The organism is Gammaproteobacteria bacterium, from assembly GCA_024235095.1.
Classification (GTDB): domain Bacteria; phylum Pseudomonadota; class Gammaproteobacteria; order Competibacterales; family Competibacteraceae; genus UBA2383.
Window position 1 is genome coordinate 657,846 of sequence record JACKNC010000002.1, and the last position, 16,567, is coordinate 674,412.

Annotated in this window: 19 protein-coding genes, 1 other RNA gene and 1 pseudogene; 16 read left to right on the plus strand and 5 right to left on the minus strand. The window is 56.8% G+C overall.

Features of this window, described 5'->3' with window-relative positions:
* The first annotated feature begins 55 nt into the window (after positions 1 to 55).
* From H6973_16055 to H6973_16070, 4 genes are all read left to right on the plus strand, one after another.
* Entirely contained in the window at positions 56 to 820 is a 765-nt protein-coding gene (locus H6973_16055) for a trypsin-like peptidase domain-containing protein (protein MCP5127100.1), read from the plus strand.
* Between the two features lie 86 nt (positions 821 to 906).
* Entirely contained in the window at positions 907 to 1,644 is a 738-nt protein-coding gene (locus tag H6973_16060) for a TerC family protein (GenBank protein ID MCP5127101.1), read from the plus strand.
* Positions 1,645 to 1,672: 28 nt separating this feature from the next.
* The gene (locus H6973_16065; protein MCP5127102.1) at positions 1,673 to 2,155 is read left to right on the plus strand and encodes a CYTH domain-containing protein; all 483 of its coding nucleotides are present in this window, start codon (positions 1,673 to 1,675) and stop codon (positions 2,153 to 2,155) included.
* Positions 2,140 to 2,625: a L,D-transpeptidase gene (locus H6973_16070; GenBank protein MCP5127103.1), complete on the plus strand. Its 486-nt coding sequence runs from the start codon at positions 2,140 to 2,142 to the stop codon at positions 2,623 to 2,625. The genes H6973_16065 and H6973_16070 overlap by 16 nt, the downstream gene beginning before the upstream one ends.
* Positions 2,626 to 2,746: 121 nt before the next feature.
* On the opposite strand, the gene H6973_16075 is transcribed toward H6973_16070, so the two are convergent.
* Entirely contained in the window at positions 2,747 to 4,792 is a 2,046-nt protein-coding gene (locus H6973_16075; protein MCP5127104.1) for an elongation factor G, read from the minus strand.
* A 273-nt stretch (positions 4,793 to 5,065) separates the two neighbouring features.
* Between H6973_16075 and H6973_16080 the strand changes: the two genes are divergently transcribed.
* Positions 5,066 to 5,938, plus strand: coding sequence for a transglycosylase SLT domain-containing protein (locus tag H6973_16080; GenBank protein ID MCP5127105.1), 873 nt, complete (start codon positions 5,066 to 5,068; stop codon positions 5,936 to 5,938).
* Here the strand turns inward: H6973_16080 and H6973_16085 are convergent.
* Positions 5,916 to 6,722 carry a class I SAM-dependent methyltransferase gene (locus H6973_16085; protein ID MCP5127106.1) on the minus strand — a complete coding sequence of 269 codons (807 nt, stop codon included), beginning with the start codon at positions 6,720 to 6,722 and terminating at the stop codon, positions 5,916 to 5,918. The genes H6973_16080 and H6973_16085 overlap by 23 nt on opposite strands.
* Before the next feature lie 93 nt (positions 6,723 to 6,815).
* Positions 6,816 to 7,169, minus strand: a complete 354-nt coding sequence (locus H6973_16090) for a phasin family protein (GenBank protein MCP5127107.1) — start codon at positions 7,167 to 7,169, stop codon at positions 6,816 to 6,818.
* Between the two features lie 245 nt (positions 7,170 to 7,414).
* On the opposite strand from H6973_16090, the gene H6973_16095 reads away from it, so the two are divergent.
* Positions 7,415 to 8,359, plus strand: a complete 945-nt coding sequence (locus tag H6973_16095) for a succinylglutamate desuccinylase (GenBank protein MCP5127108.1) — start codon at positions 7,415 to 7,417, stop codon at positions 8,357 to 8,359.
* Between the two features lie 20 nt (positions 8,360 to 8,379).
* On the plus strand, positions 8,380 to 9,060 hold the full coding sequence (locus H6973_16100) for a protein-L-isoaspartate(D-aspartate) O-methyltransferase (GenBank protein ID MCP5127109.1): 681 nt from the start codon (positions 8,380 to 8,382) through the stop codon (positions 9,058 to 9,060).
* A gap of 32 nt (positions 9,061 to 9,092) precedes the next feature.
* Here H6973_16100 and H6973_16105 read toward each other — a convergent pair whose 3' ends face one another.
* Together H6973_16105 and H6973_16110 are read right to left on the minus strand one after the other, a co-directional pair.
* Positions 9,093 to 10,445: a deoxyguanosinetriphosphate triphosphohydrolase gene (locus H6973_16105; protein ID MCP5127110.1), complete on the minus strand. Its 1,353-nt coding sequence runs from the start codon at positions 10,443 to 10,445 to the stop codon at positions 9,093 to 9,095.
* A 170-nt stretch (positions 10,446 to 10,615) separates the two neighbouring features.
* A pseudogene (locus H6973_16110) lies at positions 10,616 to 10,800 on the minus strand (transposase family protein).
* A 208-nt stretch (positions 10,801 to 11,008) separates the two neighbouring features.
* Here H6973_16110 and rpsP point away from each other — a divergent pair.
* From rpsP to H6973_16155, 9 genes are all read left to right on the plus strand, one after another.
* Positions 11,009 to 11,281 (plus strand): 30S ribosomal protein S16, encoded by a 273-nt coding sequence (gene rpsP, locus H6973_16115; protein ID MCP5127111.1) that lies wholly within the window; start codon positions 11,009 to 11,011, stop codon positions 11,279 to 11,281.
* A gap of 29 nt (positions 11,282 to 11,310) precedes the next feature.
* The gene (rimM, locus tag H6973_16120; GenBank protein MCP5127112.1) at positions 11,311 to 11,814 is read left to right on the plus strand and encodes a ribosome maturation factor RimM; all 504 of its coding nucleotides are present in this window, start codon (positions 11,311 to 11,313) and stop codon (positions 11,812 to 11,814) included.
* Between the two features lie 86 nt (positions 11,815 to 11,900).
* Positions 11,901 to 12,692, plus strand: a complete 792-nt coding sequence (gene trmD, locus H6973_16125) for a tRNA (guanosine(37)-N1)-methyltransferase TrmD (protein ID MCP5127113.1) — start codon at positions 11,901 to 11,903, stop codon at positions 12,690 to 12,692.
* Between the two features lie 4 nt (positions 12,693 to 12,696).
* The gene (gene rplS, locus H6973_16130) at positions 12,697 to 13,044 is read left to right on the plus strand and encodes a 50S ribosomal protein L19 (protein ID MCP5127114.1); all 348 of its coding nucleotides are present in this window, start codon (positions 12,697 to 12,699) and stop codon (positions 13,042 to 13,044) included.
* A 34-nt stretch (positions 13,045 to 13,078) separates the two neighbouring features.
* Positions 13,079 to 13,894, plus strand: coding sequence for a 3'(2'),5'-bisphosphate nucleotidase CysQ (gene cysQ / locus H6973_16135; protein ID MCP5127115.1), 816 nt, complete (start codon positions 13,079 to 13,081; stop codon positions 13,892 to 13,894).
* 10 nt (positions 13,895 to 13,904) lie between these two features.
* Positions 13,905 to 14,393 carry a methylated-DNA--[protein]-cysteine S-methyltransferase gene (locus H6973_16140; protein MCP5127116.1) on the plus strand — a complete coding sequence of 163 codons (489 nt, stop codon included), beginning with the start codon at positions 13,905 to 13,907 and terminating at the stop codon, positions 14,391 to 14,393.
* 35 nt (positions 14,394 to 14,428) lie between these two features.
* Positions 14,429 to 14,525: signal recognition particle sRNA small type (gene ffs / locus H6973_16145), an RNA gene on the plus strand.
* A gap of 86 nt (positions 14,526 to 14,611) precedes the next feature.
* Positions 14,612 to 16,213, plus strand: coding sequence for a DNA polymerase III subunit gamma/tau (gene dnaX / locus H6973_16150; GenBank protein MCP5127117.1), 1,602 nt, complete (start codon positions 14,612 to 14,614; stop codon positions 16,211 to 16,213).
* 17 nt (positions 16,214 to 16,230) lie between these two features.
* Positions 16,231 to 16,566, plus strand: a complete 336-nt coding sequence (locus H6973_16155) for a YbaB/EbfC family nucleoid-associated protein (GenBank protein MCP5127118.1) — start codon at positions 16,231 to 16,233, stop codon at positions 16,564 to 16,566.
* The last annotated feature ends 1 nt before the right edge of the window (position 16,567 follow it).

The window sequence follows — 16,567 nt, forward strand, 5'->3', positions numbered from 1 at the left end:
GGCGCGTGAGATGCGCTTATGTGATGCGCCATTTTTCCGGCGCCACCTGCCGGGTATGCTGGCAGGTAGTTTGCTGTTCATGGTCGGTCTGCCCCTGACGGTTTGGTCGGCGAGCCTGGCTGACACCGTGGAAAAGATCAAGCCCAGTATTGTCGCCATCGGCACGGTCCAACCCACCCGGCGACCGCCAGCCAAGTTTCAAGCGACGGGCTTTGCGGTCGGTCGCGGCCGACACATCATCACCAATGCCCACGCCTTACCCGACTTCCTTGATTCCCAGAACAAGGAAGCTCTGGCGGTCTTCATTGGCCAAGGAACCAAGGTTGAATCGCGTCCGGCGAAAAAAATCGCGACAGACGCGGAACATGATCTGGCTCTGCTGGAAATCGAGGGTGCGCCGCTTCCAGCCATGCGCCTCGGTGAAACGCGACGTCCTCGCGAAGGACAGGCTATCGCTTTCACCGGATTCCCGATCGGCGTGGTTCTCGGACTGTTCCCCGTCACGCACCAAGGCATCATTTCCGCAATCAGTCCGGTGGCTATCCCCGCGCCATCCGCCGGAAATCTGGACGCAACCACGATTCGGCGCTTGAAGAACGAGCCTTATGACGTGTTGCAACTCGATGCGACAGCTTATCCTGGCAACAGCGGCAGCCCGTTATATGAGCCGGATACCGGCCAGGTCATTGGGGTCATCAATAAGGTGTTCGTTCAGGAGAGCAAGGAATCCATCCTGGAAAAACCCAGCGGCATTACTTATGCTATTCCAGTGCATTACGTCAATATGTTACTTAAAAGAGCCAGGCAATCCGCAAATTAAAACTGCATTCATCAGCGCCTCAAATTTCAGGTGGTTAACCCGGCAAGCAAACGCCCTCAAATTTTCCTCTTCTGGAGAACCATTTCATGGACTTTTTGCTTGACCCCCAGGTCTGGGCCAGTCTGGTAACACTAACTGCGCTGGAAATCGTGCTGGGCATCGATAACTTGCTGTTCATCGCTATTCTGTCCAACAAGCTGCCGGAACACCAGCAACGCGCGGCGCGACGGAGCGGATTAGCGCTGGCAGTCATTACCCGTCTGATGTTATTAGCCAGCGTGTTCTGGTTGGCCAAGGCCACCGCGCCCCTGTTCAGCGTGTTCGAGCATCCGGTCTCGATCCGTGATCTGATCCTGCTCGGCGGCGGGCTGTTCCTGCTGGCCAAGGGTTCCACCGAAATTCACGCTACGGTAGATGGGGTGGAGGAGGAGATGCGCGAGGCTAAAGCTGCCGGCTTCATGGCGGTCATTGTGCAGATCATGATCCTGGATATCGTGTTCTCACTAGACAGCGTGATCACCGCTGTGGGCATGGCCCAGCATCTTGGCGTTATGGCCGCCGCAATCGTCATCGCGGTCGGCATCATGATGTTCGCTGCTGAACCGCTGAGCCTGTTTATCAACACCCATGTTTCAGTGAAAATGCTGGCGCTGAGTTTCCTGATCCTGGTGGGCACGGCGCTGGTGGCGGATGGTATGGGCTTCCATATTCCCAAAGGCTATCTCTACTTTGCCATCACTTTTTCGGTCGCGGTTGAAGCGCTCAACCTGACTGCGACTAAGCGCCGGCGGCAGCGGGCGGCGCAGCCGGTCTCTTCCCATTGAACGACCTGCGCTATTACCGGAACAATAAATGGCCACTGAGATTGAACACAAGTTTCTGATCCGCGACGACTGTTGGCGTCAACAGGTCGAGCGTTCGGTGCGAATGCGGCAGGGTTATCTGACCAGCGACGCCCGTTGCTCGGTGCGGGTGCGGGTGGCGGGCAACCAGGGCTTCCTGAATCTCAAAAGCGGGACTTTAGGCATCCAACGCAGCGAGTACGAATATTCCATTCCTCTGACCGAAGCTGAGGAAATTCTCGATACCCTGTGTGAGAAACCTTTATTGGAAAAGACCCGTCATTACCTGCATTTTGGCGATCACCTGTGGGAAATCGATGAGTTTGCCGGCGACAATGCCGGTCTAATCGTGGCGGAGGTGGAGCTGAGCTGGCCTGATGAGCCTTTCGCCCGGCCCGATTGGGTGGGTAAGGATGTATCGCACGACATTCGCTACTACAACTCGCAACTGGCCCGGCATCCCTACCAGAGTTGGTCATGTCCGAACGATTGATTCGCGTCAGCCTTCCGGCCCAACGGCTGGAGGTGCTGGAAGGACAACAGGCCATTGTGACCTATCCGGTGTCGACCGCTCGCAATGGTCCCGGCGAACGTTGCGCTAGTGGTTGCACGCCACGCGGTTGGCATCGCATCCGCATCAAGATCGGCGCCGGCCAGCCCCTCAATGCGGTTTTCGTCCGTCGTCGGCCTACGGGTGAAATTTATAGTCCCGAACTGGCGGCCCGGCATCCGCAGCGGGACTGGATTCTCACACGAGTTCTCTGGCTGACCGGATTGGAGTCAGGATATAACCGGGGAGGCGACTGCGACACCCTGCGCCGGTTTATCTACATCCATGGCTGCCCGGATACTGCGCCGATGGGCGAACCGCTTTCACATGGCTGTATTCGTATGAGCAACCCAGATGTGTTGGATTTGTTTGAGCGGGTAACCGCGGGCAACCGGGTGTTCATCGCTGCCTGAGCAGCCATATAAAAATGCTGTAGCCTGGATGTAGGCCGTTAGGCCGAAATCCGGGGGACTGCCTAAAAACCAGCTCTCTCTCCTTACACCGCAGGACCATCGGCCTGCGGGAGGGAAGTAATCAGCCTTCCTGTTCCTTCTGATGAAGGGATTGCAGCTTGTGCTGAACGTCGCTGGGCACCGGATCGTAATGACTTAGCTCGACGTCGTAGGAGCCGTGACCGCCAGTCATCGATTTCAGTTGCGACTCATAACCATCCAGTTCGGCCAACGGCGCCTGAGCTTTGATAATACTCATGCCGCGTGGTCCTGCATCGGTGCCGGCAATGCGACCGCGCCGGCTGGACAGATCGCCGGTGATCGCGCCTACACAATCCCCCGGCGCCCGTACTTCGAGATTCACAATCGGTTCCAGAATAATCGGACGTGCTTTGCTCACCGCGTCCAGGAAGGCTTCGCGGCCAGCGGTGATAAAGGCGATTTCCTTGGAGTCCACCGGGTGGTATTTGCCATCGTAGGCAATAGCGCGCACGTCCTGCATCGGATAGCCGGCAATTGCGCCCTCCTGCAAAGCCTCACGGACTCCCTTTTCCACCGCCGGCAAGAACGAAGTTGGGATCGTGCCGCCCACGACCTCGCTGACAAATTCAAAGCCGGCGTCCCGAGGCAGGGGTTCGATGCGCATGAACACTTCGCCAAACTGGCCCGCTCCGCCGGTCTGCTTCTTATGTCGGTGATGACCTTCGGCATTCTGGCTGATGGTTTCCTTGTAAGCAATCTTGGGCGGCTTGGTCTCGACTTGCAGGTTATAGCGTTGCTGCATTTTTTCCAGGGTGATGCGCAAATGCAGGTCGCTCAGTCCGCGCAACACGGTCTCCTTGGTATGCGTGTTATGTTCGATCGTCAGGCACGGGTCTTCCTCCAGCAGCTTATTCACTGTGTCGGACAATTTCTGCTCATCACCCCGGGTCGCAGCGCGGATGGCTAATCCGAACAACGGTGTGGGGAAACGCAGCGGCCGCAGATGAATCTGGTCTTCATCATGGGAATCATGCAGCACGACATCACGGTGAATGTCGTCCACCTTAGCGACGGCGCAAAGATCGCCGGGAACGCCCACTGCGACTTCAGGATGCTCTTTGCCATGAATCTGGAATAAATGGCTAACTTTGAACGGCTTGCGTCCGTCGCCAATCAACAATTGACTGTCCTTGGTGAGCGTGCCCTGATGAATGCGGAAAATGCCGAGCTTGCCGATGAAGGGGTCAATTATTACCTTGAAGACATGCGCCACGACATGCTGCTGCGGATCGGGGATAGCGCGCAGTTCTTCAATGGCTTCGCCCTCGCCCTTGAGAAACGGCTCGGGGTTACCCTCCAGGGGACTGGGCAACAACTTGACAAACACATCCAGTAGTTCCTTGACGCCAGCGCCGGTGCGGGCGGAGACAAAGCAAATTGGAATCAAATGACCTTCGCGCAGCGCTTTTTCAAAGGGTTCATGCAGTTGCTCGGCTTGCAGTTCCTCGCCCTGTTCCAGATACAGCGCCATGAGATCCTCATCCATCTCGACGACCTGATCGATCAGGGCCGAGTGCGTCGCAGCGACGCTGGAAAAATCGCTGTCCCCGGCTGGGTTGAAGAAACAGTCTACGACGCCGGCGCCACCATTAGCGGGCAGATTAATCGGCAGGCATTCGCGGCCAAAGGTTTCCTGAATTTGTTCCACCAGGCCAGGAAGATCGAGGTTTTCCGCATCGATTTTGTTGACAATAATCATCCGGCATTGATGACGTTCAGCGGCGCGCTCCATCACCCGTTGGGTGACTGCTTCGATGCCGGTTTGCGCATTGATGACCACCGCCACGGTTTCCACCGCCGGCAGCACGGCAATCGCCTGGCCGAGAAAGTCCGGGAATCCCGGCGTGTCAATCAGATTGATATGAATGTCCTGATAGTCAAGGTTGACCAGCGCGGCGTCCAGGGAATGTTGATGAGCTTTTTCCTGCGGATCAAAGTCGCAGACGGTATTGCCCTTTTCTACGGCGCCGGGCGCGGCGAGCTTGCCGGATTGGTGGAGAATGGATTCCACCAGAAGCGTTTTTCCCGCCGTGCCATGCCCGGCCAAGGCAATGTTACGGATGGATTCGGTCGTGTAGGTGACCATCAAGACCTCCTTTCGATTTACTCAACAGTGATTTTTGTAATATGCATCGTTTCAATAAGAACCATGAAGTCTACAGTAACCAGCAAGGTTTCTCAGCGGACGACATCATTTTTTTGCAATATTTCAGGAGATGTCACTCTTACAGCACCGACTTCAAACTGCCGGGATGGGGCTGGAATTTTTGCAAAAACTTGCATAGCATATTGAGAAACCAATAAATCATTGGCAGAGGAAAGCAGTTTGACTCGATGGTTCCAATACCTCGGATTCTGGATGCTCGGCATTCTGGGCGTGAGCGCCCACGGCATGAGCATGGATCCCGCATGGATCAAGCTGATCAAGGAAACCCCGGTCGCACAGGTCGAATGGGCCACGCGCTATGAACATGGCGAAGGCGTGCCTCAAAACTACGAGCGGGCCATGCAGCTTTATTGCGCGGCAGCGCGGCGCGGCCATGTACAAGCCCAGTACCAGTTAGGCTGGATGTACGCCAATGCTCGGGGCGTGGCGCGGAACGATGCTCAGGCAGCCGCCTGGTTCCGGCTCGCCGCAGCCAAAGGCGATGCGCCCGCCAAGCGAATGCTGGCGCGGGTGGATGATCCCGCCAAGGTTGAACAGGCGCATTGCGTAGAGCCAGTTGATCCGACCCCCAAGCCGCCAGCGCCTGTAATAGTTCGCCGCAAAAAGCCCACTTCACCGGAACAGGCGCAGATCGTATCACTGGTCAATCGCCTGGCGCCGGGTTATGGTTTACAACCAGCGTTGGTGCTGGCTGTCATCGAAGCCGAATCCGGCTTTAATTCACAAGCCCGCTCGGTCAAGAACGCCCAAGGTTTGATGCAACTGATCCCCGAAACCGCCGAACGATTCGGCGTCCAGGATCCCTATGATCCGGTGCAGAACCTTCAGGGCGGCATGGCCTATCTGCGTTGGTTGCTGGCGTATTTCCAGGGCGATGTCCGCCTGTCGCTGGCTGGCTATAACGCCGGTGAGGGCGCTGTGGTCCGCTATGGGGGAGTGCCGCCTTATGCGGAAACCCGAGCGTATGTTGAGAAAATTATTCGGGACTACGGACAGTTGGCGCATCCACCGGTGGCGCCGGTAACGCGGCCCGCGGTGCTGGCTAATCCATCGCCGTTGATGTAGGACACGGCTTGCCGATGATTTTGGGATGCGTCATATAGAGATCGAAGCGAGTATTGGGCGCGATGATCCGGGCATCGGGCATCGGCCCCGATAAAGCAGGCGCTCGTCGCGGTCGCTTGACCACCACTCGCCGCCTGGCGCGGGTCAAGGCAACGGCCAGCAATTCCGCAGCATCAGGATCATCGCCGGCCAGCGTTCTGAGTAAACGCATTTCCTTGCCCGCTAGCGCCGTTTTCCGACGATGGGGATACATGGGGTCCAAGTAAATCACGTCCGACCACTGGCTTTCATCCAGGGCCAGCAGGTATTCCCGACCGTCCGCCACCTGAAGGCTCATCCTTTCCGCAACTACTACACTGATGTCCGGGTTCTGCATCGCCCGACGCAACCCGTCCCGCAACAAAGCAGCAATTACCGGCGAGCGCTCCACCAGACGCACCGGGCAACCGAGACAGGCCAGTACGAAAGCATCCTGCCCCAGGCCAGCGGTCGGATCGACTACCGTGGGCGCGGCGCTGCTCTTGAGACCGACGGCCCGCGCCAGCGGCTGTTGACGACCGCCGCCCCATCGGCGCCGGTGATCTGCGGCCCCTGCAGTGAAATCAACATAAACCGGGCCAGGCGCGCCGACGCCTAGCTCCCGCAATTCCAGCCGTTCGCCAGTCAAAACCAACCGGTGGGTGGTGGGAACAGGCGATTGTTCAATCGCCAACGGCAATGCGAGTTCAGCCGCTAGCGCAATCGCATCGGCTCGCAGGGTGAACGATTCGCAGGCAACCGCGATAGTGGATGAGAGGAGCAACGATGATTACCGAACCAGATAAAAAAACACCGCCTCCGCACAGACGGGGCGGCAGTTGAAACGAAATCAGGTGATTCAGGCGGCTTTGGGCAACACATCCTGTAGAGTCGCCTGGGTCAGGTGATCCATTTCCGACTTGAAACGCAGGGTCATATCCGACATAGCTTTACCATCCCGCATCAGTTTGTACTGCATCGTTTGCGCAATTTCGCTTTGGCGCTTGCAAAAGTCCTGAAAGCTTTTTACATCCGTGACCTCGGCAGCGGCTCTCATCTGGTTCATGCCGATATCCAGATAGGATTTAAGCGCATTTATTTGGAATATCAGAATTTTTTCCATATTCTCAACGAACAGTCTATTGGCTTTGACCAGGGGTTCTGGTAGAGCTTGCGGGGTTTCCAGCGCTTTGCTAAATAGATTGACGATCATGATGGACTCCTCATCTTCTTGTGGGATGGTTGACTTTGCTGCAATGCAATATAGCGGGATTTATGTTGCAACGCAACATCAAAACCACAATTTTCCATCCAGGATAAAGCGATCGCCGAGGTTCAGGCATATCAAATCACCGTTGAAAGAATGCACCACGCGAAATTCAAAAATTGAACTATCCTTGACTGGCGAAAGCTTAAAGAATATTCATTCAATAACAATGGACTCTATGGAGCAGGCTCTTGATCAATATGATCAATTCAGGACGGGTGATCCAGTTGCAAAGTCACAAAGCGATGCTGCGTCCCGATATTGGTCCGCCGGAGCGCACACCACAGCTGGCGCTGGTCGCAGATCTTGAGAGTAATGAATTGAACGGCCTGTTTGTCCTGTCACGCTTGGCGGCGTTTCTGCGAAGCATCGAGGCCGGGGAACGGCATGAACTCCACTTGTGTGAACGAGTCGTCATTATTCCCAGCGTTGAAGCGCTACGAGGAGTATCAAGTCACGCTTGGCGCGTCGACCAGCGCCGCTGTCCAATAGCTATGGAATCCATGCGCGAAATGGTAATGACCCTCACTCAGGCTGCTTATTACCGGGTCAATGTACACACCGCAAATAGCGGCCTTGAGGAAATGCCGCAGGTATGGCTATATGCGCCGAATGATGATGAACGAGCCAGCGCCTGCCTGTTCGGATTACCAGCGGTGGTCGAACAACCGGCGGACTCGAAGGAAGCAAGTGAACTGGCGCGCATCTGGCGGCCACACCGTGGCGAAAATTTCATCATTCGCGCGGGGCAGTCAGGTAGCCTGCAAACTCGGCATTGTGAAATTCTGTTTCGCGCGCTGGTCGCGTTTCTCAGTCGCACTGGGATTATTGATGGTCTGCAACTAGCTGATGTCGAAGAAGATTTGCATTATTTTGGCCGCCGGCAAGTATGTGATCTACCGGCGGATCGATCCGGTATTTTCGCCTCGCGCCTGGAAGTCGGTCGCTGGGTGCAAGCCGGTGAGGAACTGGGCCAAATCCATGACGGTATTACCGGCAACATCCAGATGCGTGTGATAGCGCCGGTCGCAGGTTTGCTGGCGGGTCTGCGTCGGCAACCCCTGTTATGCGCAGGCGATCCCATCGCGCGGATTCTGACATTGGACATGGCATTCCGGCGCAGCTCGTTGCAGTGATGGTCTGGAGGACAATATGTATGAGCGACAGACAGACTGAGAATCATGCCGAGGCGCATCGGTGGCTATTGGAACGGGTGCGGGCGGAAACCTGCGAAACTGCGCGATCAACGGGTCTTAACGAACTCAGTGATCGGGTGATCGAAGCGATGGCGGCAACGCCTCGACATTGTTTCGTTGCGCCCGAACAGCAGGACTGGGCCTATGCCGACATGCCGCTGCCTATTGGGCGCGGCCAGACTATCTCCCAGCCGTTCATTGTAGCGCTGATGACCGAGTTGCTGGCGCCAGAGCCAGAGGATGTCGTGCTGGAAGTCGGTACGGGATCAGGTTATCAGGCGGCAGTGCTAGCCCATTTGGTCCAGCAGGTCTACACGCTGGAGCGCATACCCGAATTGGCGAATCTTGCAACGCAGCGCTTGCGAGAACTTGGCGTTGCCAACGTAGTGGTTCGCGCCGGTAACGGTGTCCAGGGCTGGGAAGAACAGGCGCCGTTTGATGGGATCATCGTCACAGCGGCGGCGGTGGAAGCACCACCCGCATTGATGCAACAGTTGAAACCAGGCGGGCGATTGGTCATTCCCGTCGGTCCGCCTCATCGCACTCAGGATCTGCGTGTGCTGGAGAAGGATGCCCAAGGCGTGGTGCGCAGCCGGAGCGTATTGCCAGTGGTGTTCGTGCCATTAATTGGCGATGACTGATTCCCCCTTTGCAAAAGGAAGGCAGGAAGATTTCACCCGGTGGGCAACGACATACCGGTCAATTTCTTGAACAGCGTCACGGCATAGGAATCGGTCATGCCGGACACAAAATCGGTAATAGCCAACGCCCGGCGGTAGGGATCAGCGACCGGGCAACGTCCGGGACCGGCGAACTGCTCCGGCATTAGGTAAACCAGCATTCGACTTTTGGGCGAGGCGTTCGCGCCATGTACGGCCAAATCATTGACCGTCATCACAAACGCTTCCAGCAACCCTGCAAGCACCTCAAAGCCAGCGGCTTCCACTTCGATCACGGGCCTGGAAACATAAACCTGATTTTCGCCACAATCCTTCAGGGCGCGCATCGCTCCGGCGGCAGGGATGATATCGAGCAGTTCCCCTGGGAGCGCGCCGGCCAGGATAGCATCCTCATGCTGCATAAAGCACTGATGGACCTGGTCGATAATGGCGCCGATGGCTTTGGCGCGCAGGTATTCGATTTTTTCCTTAGACCGGGTGATATGCGCCATCTTGCGTTCGGCGCGATGCGCTTCGCCGGTCAGGGGTAGCAATAAATCGCGGACTTGCTCGAAGGGCAGTTGCTGAAGCCGAAAGGCGTCTTCCACATCGATGATTCGATAACAGATGTCATCCGCGGCTTCAACCAGATAGGCGAGCGGATGGCGGTTCCAGGCGCCCGGCAACACCAGTTCGAGTCCCAGTTGACCGGCCACTTCGGCAAACAAGTCGGCGTCATCCTGATAGAAGCCAAATTTTTTAAAGGCGCTGCTAGCGGGAGGTTCAGCGGGCAACCAGGAGGCGCAAGGGTATTTAGTGAACGTGCCAAGGGTGGCGCAAGTCAGTTGCATCCCGCCAGGATTATCGGGACTTTGCAGGCGGGTGATGATGCGAAAGCCCTGAGCATTGCCCTCGAAGCGCAGGAAGTCCTGGCGTTGCGCCTCGGTCAACGAGTCCAGCACCGCCTGGCCGGTTGCGGAGGCGGTAAACCAGAGACGGATGGCGTCTTCACCGGCGTGACCAAACGGGGGATTGCCGATATCGTGGGCCAGGCTGGCGGCGGCGACGATCGCGCCAAAATCTTGTGGATAAACGCTTTTCAAGCCATGCCGTTTGATGACGCTGTCACCGACCATCGTTCCAAGCGAACGCCCGACGCTGGACACTTCCAGACTATGCGTCAAGCGGGTGCGGACGTAGTCGCTCTGCGCGAGGGGAAAGACTTGGGTTTTGTCCTGGAGCCGGCGAAAGGCTGAGGAAAAGACAATGCGATCAAAATCGCGCTGAAAATCGGTGCGCGCTTCATTAGCAGGGTGCAGGTAGGGCAACCCGGGACGGACGCGGGACAGCAGGCGATTCCAGTGCATAGGCGATTCCACAATTTTATGGCGTATGTTCACTATAGTGAACCCTGAAAATCGGACAACAGTTTAAGCAACGAAGTGGCTCCTTGATGCCGAAAATCCATTAGCTCTATTACGCCGCCATTTCCGTGGCTCCATTGCCGCAAGTTCACAGGCAGGTACAGAAAGCTTCATAACCACGCTTCTTTATTCTTCACGCAAATGCTTCCATGTCCACCCAATCCTCGACACCGCTGAGCACGGCACAGAGCACAATCATCAGAATATCCTGCAGTGGGTGGATCTGGTTCCGGGTCTCGCGGCGAGGATCGGGCAGGTTGGCGAAATACGGGCGCGGGTCGAGCAGTTTGGGCAGCATCAGTTCTCTCCATTCAATCAACCCTATCCCGTTACCCGAGCGAGCCGCTTCCTGTCAACCCCTCATATAGCGCGATTGCCCTGACCAGTATTTCTAAAAAGTTTTAAACACTCGAAATTTCCGCTATCATATTCAGTTTCATCCGGCCGCCCCGTATAGGCGGCTTTTTCACATGGATATCGGAATTCGCAAGAGGTATGCACAGCGCATGGTTAGCATTCGCTTGTCCCGTGGCGGCGCCAAGAAGCGCCCATTTTACACGATCATCGTGACTGACAGCCGCAACCGGCGCGACGGTCGTTATATCGAGCGGCTCGGCTTTTTCAACCCCATTGCCAGCGGTAAGGAAGAGCGGTTGAACATGGACCGGGAACGCTTGCAATACTGGCTAAACACCGGAGCGCAGCCCTCGGAGCGCGTGATCAGCCTGATGAAGGAACAGGCTCGTCAACAGCCAGCGACTGTAGCAGCGGTTGAGTAAGTCGAAGACTTGAATTCGGCACCGTTGTTATGAGCGACGACTGGATCGTGCTGGGCCGGGTTTCGGGTCTGTTTGGCGTACAGGGCTGGTTGCGGGTTTTTTCCCATACCGAACCACGGCACGGTATTGCTCACTATAACCCGGTTTTTCTGAACCGGCAGGGCAAATGGCAACCCTTCAACATCGAAGAAGGCCGCGCTCATGGTGCAGGAGTAGTGCTGAAGTTTGCCGGTTATGACGACCGTGATCAGGCGGCGACGCTGGTCCAGAGCGACATTGCCATCCGCCGCGCGCAACTGCCGCCGGTTGCGCCGGGTGAGTATTACTGGGCTGATTTGGCCGGGTTGCAGGTCGTGACGCTGAAAGGAGTGGTGCTGGGTACAGTCGACCGGGTGTTCGCCACTGGCGCCAACGATGTGTTGGTCGTCAAGGGTGAACGGGAGCGGTTAGTGCCGTTTGTAAAGGGCCAGGTGGTCGTCGAGGTTGATCTGGAACAGAGAAGGTTGCGGGTCGACTGGGATCCGGACTTTTAGACGCCCTGTTCTTCACTTACGCTGTCTCTCTCACTGTCAGCCCCTTTCTTCCAATGGAATGGAAAAGGGACACAAGGACTGCCGTCATGCGTGTGGATGTCGTGACCCTGTTTCCGGAAATGGTCGAAACCTTGCTGCGTTTTGGGGTTACGGGTCGGGCGGTCGAGCGCGGTTTGCTCGAAGTCGCGACCTGGAACCCACGAGATGACGCTGGCGACCGGCATCGCACTGTGGATGACCGACCTTACGGAGGGGGACCCGGTATGGTGATGAAAGTACAGCCGTTGCGCGATACCCTGCGCCGGGCACGCTCGGCGGTGAAACCTGCGGGGAAAACGCTTTATCTCAGCCCACAGGGACGACCCTTGACCCAGGATAGTGTGCAGCAACTAGCGTTGGAGTCGCGTTTGATCCTACTCGCCGGACGCTATGAGGGTATCGACGAACGGTTAATCGAGACCGAAGTGGACGAGGAATGGTCCATCGGCGACTATGTGCTGAGTGGTGGCGAGCTAGCGGCTTTGGTGATCATTGATGCAGTGGCGCGTTTGTTGCCCGGAGCGCTGAATGATCACGAATCGGCGGAGCAAGATTCATTCATGGAGGGACTGCTGGACTGTCCGCACTATACCCGTCCAGAGGAAATCGACGGTCGACGCGTTCCGCCAGTACTGTTGAGCGGTGATCATGCCGCAGTCGCCCGGTGGCGGCGACGCGAAGCGCTGGGACGAACCTGGCTGCGACGCCCCGAATTACTGGCGCGCTTGGAACTGACCACCTATGACCAGCAATTACTGGTTGAATTTATTAAGAAACATCGAGAGAAAAAGGGGAATGTCGGCGCCGCCGGCGATTTTCCCAAGCAACGTGGAGTTTAGTGTCATGAGCATATTGGTTGAAACATTCGAACGGGAGCAGATGACCCGTGAAATTCCCCCGTTCAATCCTGGCGATACCGTGGTCGTGCGGGTTAAGGTCAAGGAAGGCAATCGTGAGCGCCTGCAAGCCTTTGAAGGCATCGTGATCGCCAAACGCAATCGTGGCCTGAATTCGGCGTTCACAGTGCGCAAAATTTCTCACGGCGAGGGTGTGGAACGGGTGTTTCAGACCCACAGTCCAGTGATCGCCGACATTAGCGTCAAGCGTCGGGGTGATGTGCGCCGCGCCAAGCTGTACTACCTGCGCGGACTGGAGGGCAAGGCGGCGCGGATTAAGGAGAAGTTGCGTTAAGTTTTGAGTTCTACGTTTTAAAACAGGTGGCGATATGGACGATGAGAGAATAACCTGGCTGAAGCCGGTTCAGGCGCTTGCTGCGGAAGCGAGCAGCCGGATTCTGGAGATTTATTCCACAGCATTCAACGTGACTGCCAAGGATGATAACAGTCCTTTAACGGCTGCCGACCTTGCGTCCCATCGAACCATCGTGGCCGGTTTACGTGCTCTAACACCCGATATTCCGGTGCTATCCGAGGAATCCGCCGTCATCCCGTTCACCGAGCGCCGCCAATGGCGCCGCTACTGGCTGGTGGATCCATTGGATGGCACCAAGGAATTTGTGAAACGCAATGGCGAGTTCACGGTCAACATCGCGCTGATCGAGGATCATGAACCGGTATTGGGCGTGGTACGGGTTCCGGTAACCGGACTGTGCTACTCTGCTGTTCACGATCATGGGGCGTTTCGTGAAGAACCGGGCCAACCGCCGCAAGCCATTTCGGTGAAGCCTCTGGCGTCTGATCGACCGGTGCGGGTAGTAGGTAGTAAATCGCATGGGGGCGCAGGCTTGCAAAAGTTTGTTGCCGCCCTGGGTTCGCATCAGCTGGTTACCATTGGCAGTTCACTCAAATTGTGCCAGGTTGCGGAAGGCGCGGCGGATGTCTATCCCCGTATGGGGCCGACCTCGGAATGGGATACCGCCGCCGCCCAGGCGATTGTTGAAGTCGCCGGCGGCTGGGTCGTTTCAGCCGAAACCGGGGAACCCCTGCGTTATAACACCCGTGATTCCTTGCTGAATCCTTATTTCATTGTTTACGGTGACGCAAGTCGCGACTGGTTGAGCTATGTTCCCCCTAATCCCTAATTCCTGAAAGATGCTCGACAACGCCTATCAAGCTATTATCGCCGCGCCTTTCGGCTGTGTGATTGGCATTCGCACGCAGGGCGCAATGTTGACCGCGCTGGATTTCCTGCCGGTTGACTGGCCTGAAAAGTCTCCGGAAGATGTGGCAACGGCGCGGGCTATCGATGAATTGCAGGCGTATTTCCGTAATCCCCATGCGCCATTCACGGTCTCACTGATTTTGCAGGGAACCGCGTTTCAGCAACGGGTGTGGACGGCGTTGCAAACCATTTCGCCAGGAACAGTGCTAACTTATGGCGAATTGGCGCAACAACTCGGCACTGCGGCCCGTCCCATTGGCGGCGCTTGCCGGAATAATCCCATCCCGATTCTGGTGCCTTGCCATCGCGTAGTCGGTCGGCAAGGGCTGGGCGGTTACGCTGGCGAGGTCACCGGTAATCCGCTCGGGATCAAGCGCTGGCTGTTACAGCATGAAGGCGTGGATTGTAGCCGCTCTTAATGTTACGATTAGTCAATCTTTTTTATGGCGGCCCCGTTCAGTCCCCTCGCGACGATAAACTGTGAACCCCGTCAGGCCCGGAAGGGAGCAGCGGCAGCAGTGGCTTCGGGCGCCGGGGTGTGGCGGATCGGGGTCGCCGCCCTTCTCAAGGTGAAAGGTGAAACACGCAGGGTGAAAGGCCAGGAAGCCACCGCCTTCCCACGCCACTGGGGATTGGTATGAGTTACCAGGTTCTGGCCCGCAAATGGCGGCCACGCACCTTTCATGAACTCGTGGGTCAGGAGCATGTCGTTCGCGCCCTGACAAACGCCCTCGACCGGCAACGTCTGCACCACGCCTTTCTGTTCACCGGTACTCGGGGGGTGGGTAAGACCACGATTGCCCGAATCCTCGCCAAGTCGCTGAATTGCGAGGTCGGCGTCTCTTCCATACCCTGCGGTGAATGCAGCGCCTGTCAGGAGATCGATGCGGGCCGCTTTGTGGATCTAATCGAAGTCGACGCCGCTTCCCGCACCAAAGTCGATGAGACCCGAGAGTTGCTGGAAAACGTGCAGTATGCGCCCAGTCGCGGACGCTTCAAGGTGTATCTGATCGACGAAGTCCACATGTTTTCCAATCACAGCTTCAACGCGCTGTTGAAAACGCTGGAAGAACCGCCGCCGCATGTGAAATTTTTGTTGGCGACCACTGATCCACAGAAGCTACCGGTCACCATCCTGTCGCGTTGTCTCCAGTTCAGTCTTAAACGCCTGCCGTCCAGCATGATCGCCGGGTATTTGAGCCAGGTGCTGACACAGGAGGACATTCCGCACGAGCCTGCGGCGCTGCAATTGGTGGCCCGCGCCGGCGATGGCAGTATGCGCGACGCCTTGAGCTTGCTGGATCAGGCTATCGCTTTCGGCGGCGGTCAGGTGGAAACGGCGGCGGTCAGCGCCATGTTGGGCAGTATTGATCGGCGACAAGTCACCGGTTTACTGGAGAAACTGGCGGCTAATGATGCTCCGGGTTTACTCCAACAGATTGCGGCACTGGACGAACATGCGCCGAATTATGCCATGGTGCTGGCCGAGTTGCTGTCGCTGTTGCAACGAGTAGCTCTGGTCCAGGTCGTGCCGGATGCGCCGCTGGATGATGAAGTCGCTGACCCGGAGGAAGTGCGACGATTGGCAGAGATAGTGCCGCCCGAAGACGTACAGTTGTTCTACCAGATTGCGCTGCTGGGTCGGCGCGATCTGCCTCTGGCGCCGGATCCGCATAGTGGTTTCGAGATGGCGTTGTTGCGGATGCTGTGTTTTCGGCCTGCGACGCTGGAGACTGCGGTCGCTGTATCCCCCGGACCAGCAACGAGTTCGCATCATGCGGCGTCGCTGCCGGTTGCCGCAACTGCATCCGTTCCTCGCTCCGTCCCAGCGCCGCCTGTAGTTTCGCCACTGCCCGACTCGAAATGGGATGCATTGATAAAGCAGCTCGATTTGAATCCCCGAGACAAGAACCTGGCGCTAAATTGCGAGCTGGTGGCGTATGAGGACCATTGTTTGCAACTCAGGCTAGAGCCTAACCTGAAGCCGATGCTGAATCAGCATGTGGAAGATCGGATAAAAGCCGCATTAGAAAAGCATCTTGGCAAACCGGTTGACCTGAAATTTCAAATTGGCGCTGTAGCAGGAATAACACCGGAAGCTCAGCAAAAACAGCGACAAGCAGAACGGCGACAGGCGGCAGCGGAGCAAACCCAACAGGACCCGCATGTGCGGGATATGCAGGAAATGTTCGATGCGCGGATTACCGCGATCCACCCGCTTGATGAAAGCGATAGCTAATCTATGGAGGAAAGACAATGAAAGGCGGTTTGGGCAATCTGATGAAGCAGGCGCAGAAGATGCAGGAAAACTTGCAAAAGGCGCAGGCGGAAATTGCGGAAATGGAAATCCATGGCGAATCGGGTGGCGGGCTGGTTCGCATCGTGATTACTGGTCGCCATGAGGTTCGTCGAATCAGCATCGACGACAGCCTGGTAGGCGATGACAAGGACATGCTGGAGGATTTGGTGGCTGCCGCCTTCAACGATGCTGTGCATAAGGTCGAACGCACCGTGCAGGACAAGATGTCGGGTCTTACCGCCGGCATGGGTTTGCCGCCAGGTATGATGGGCGATCTCAAACTGCCATTCTGAC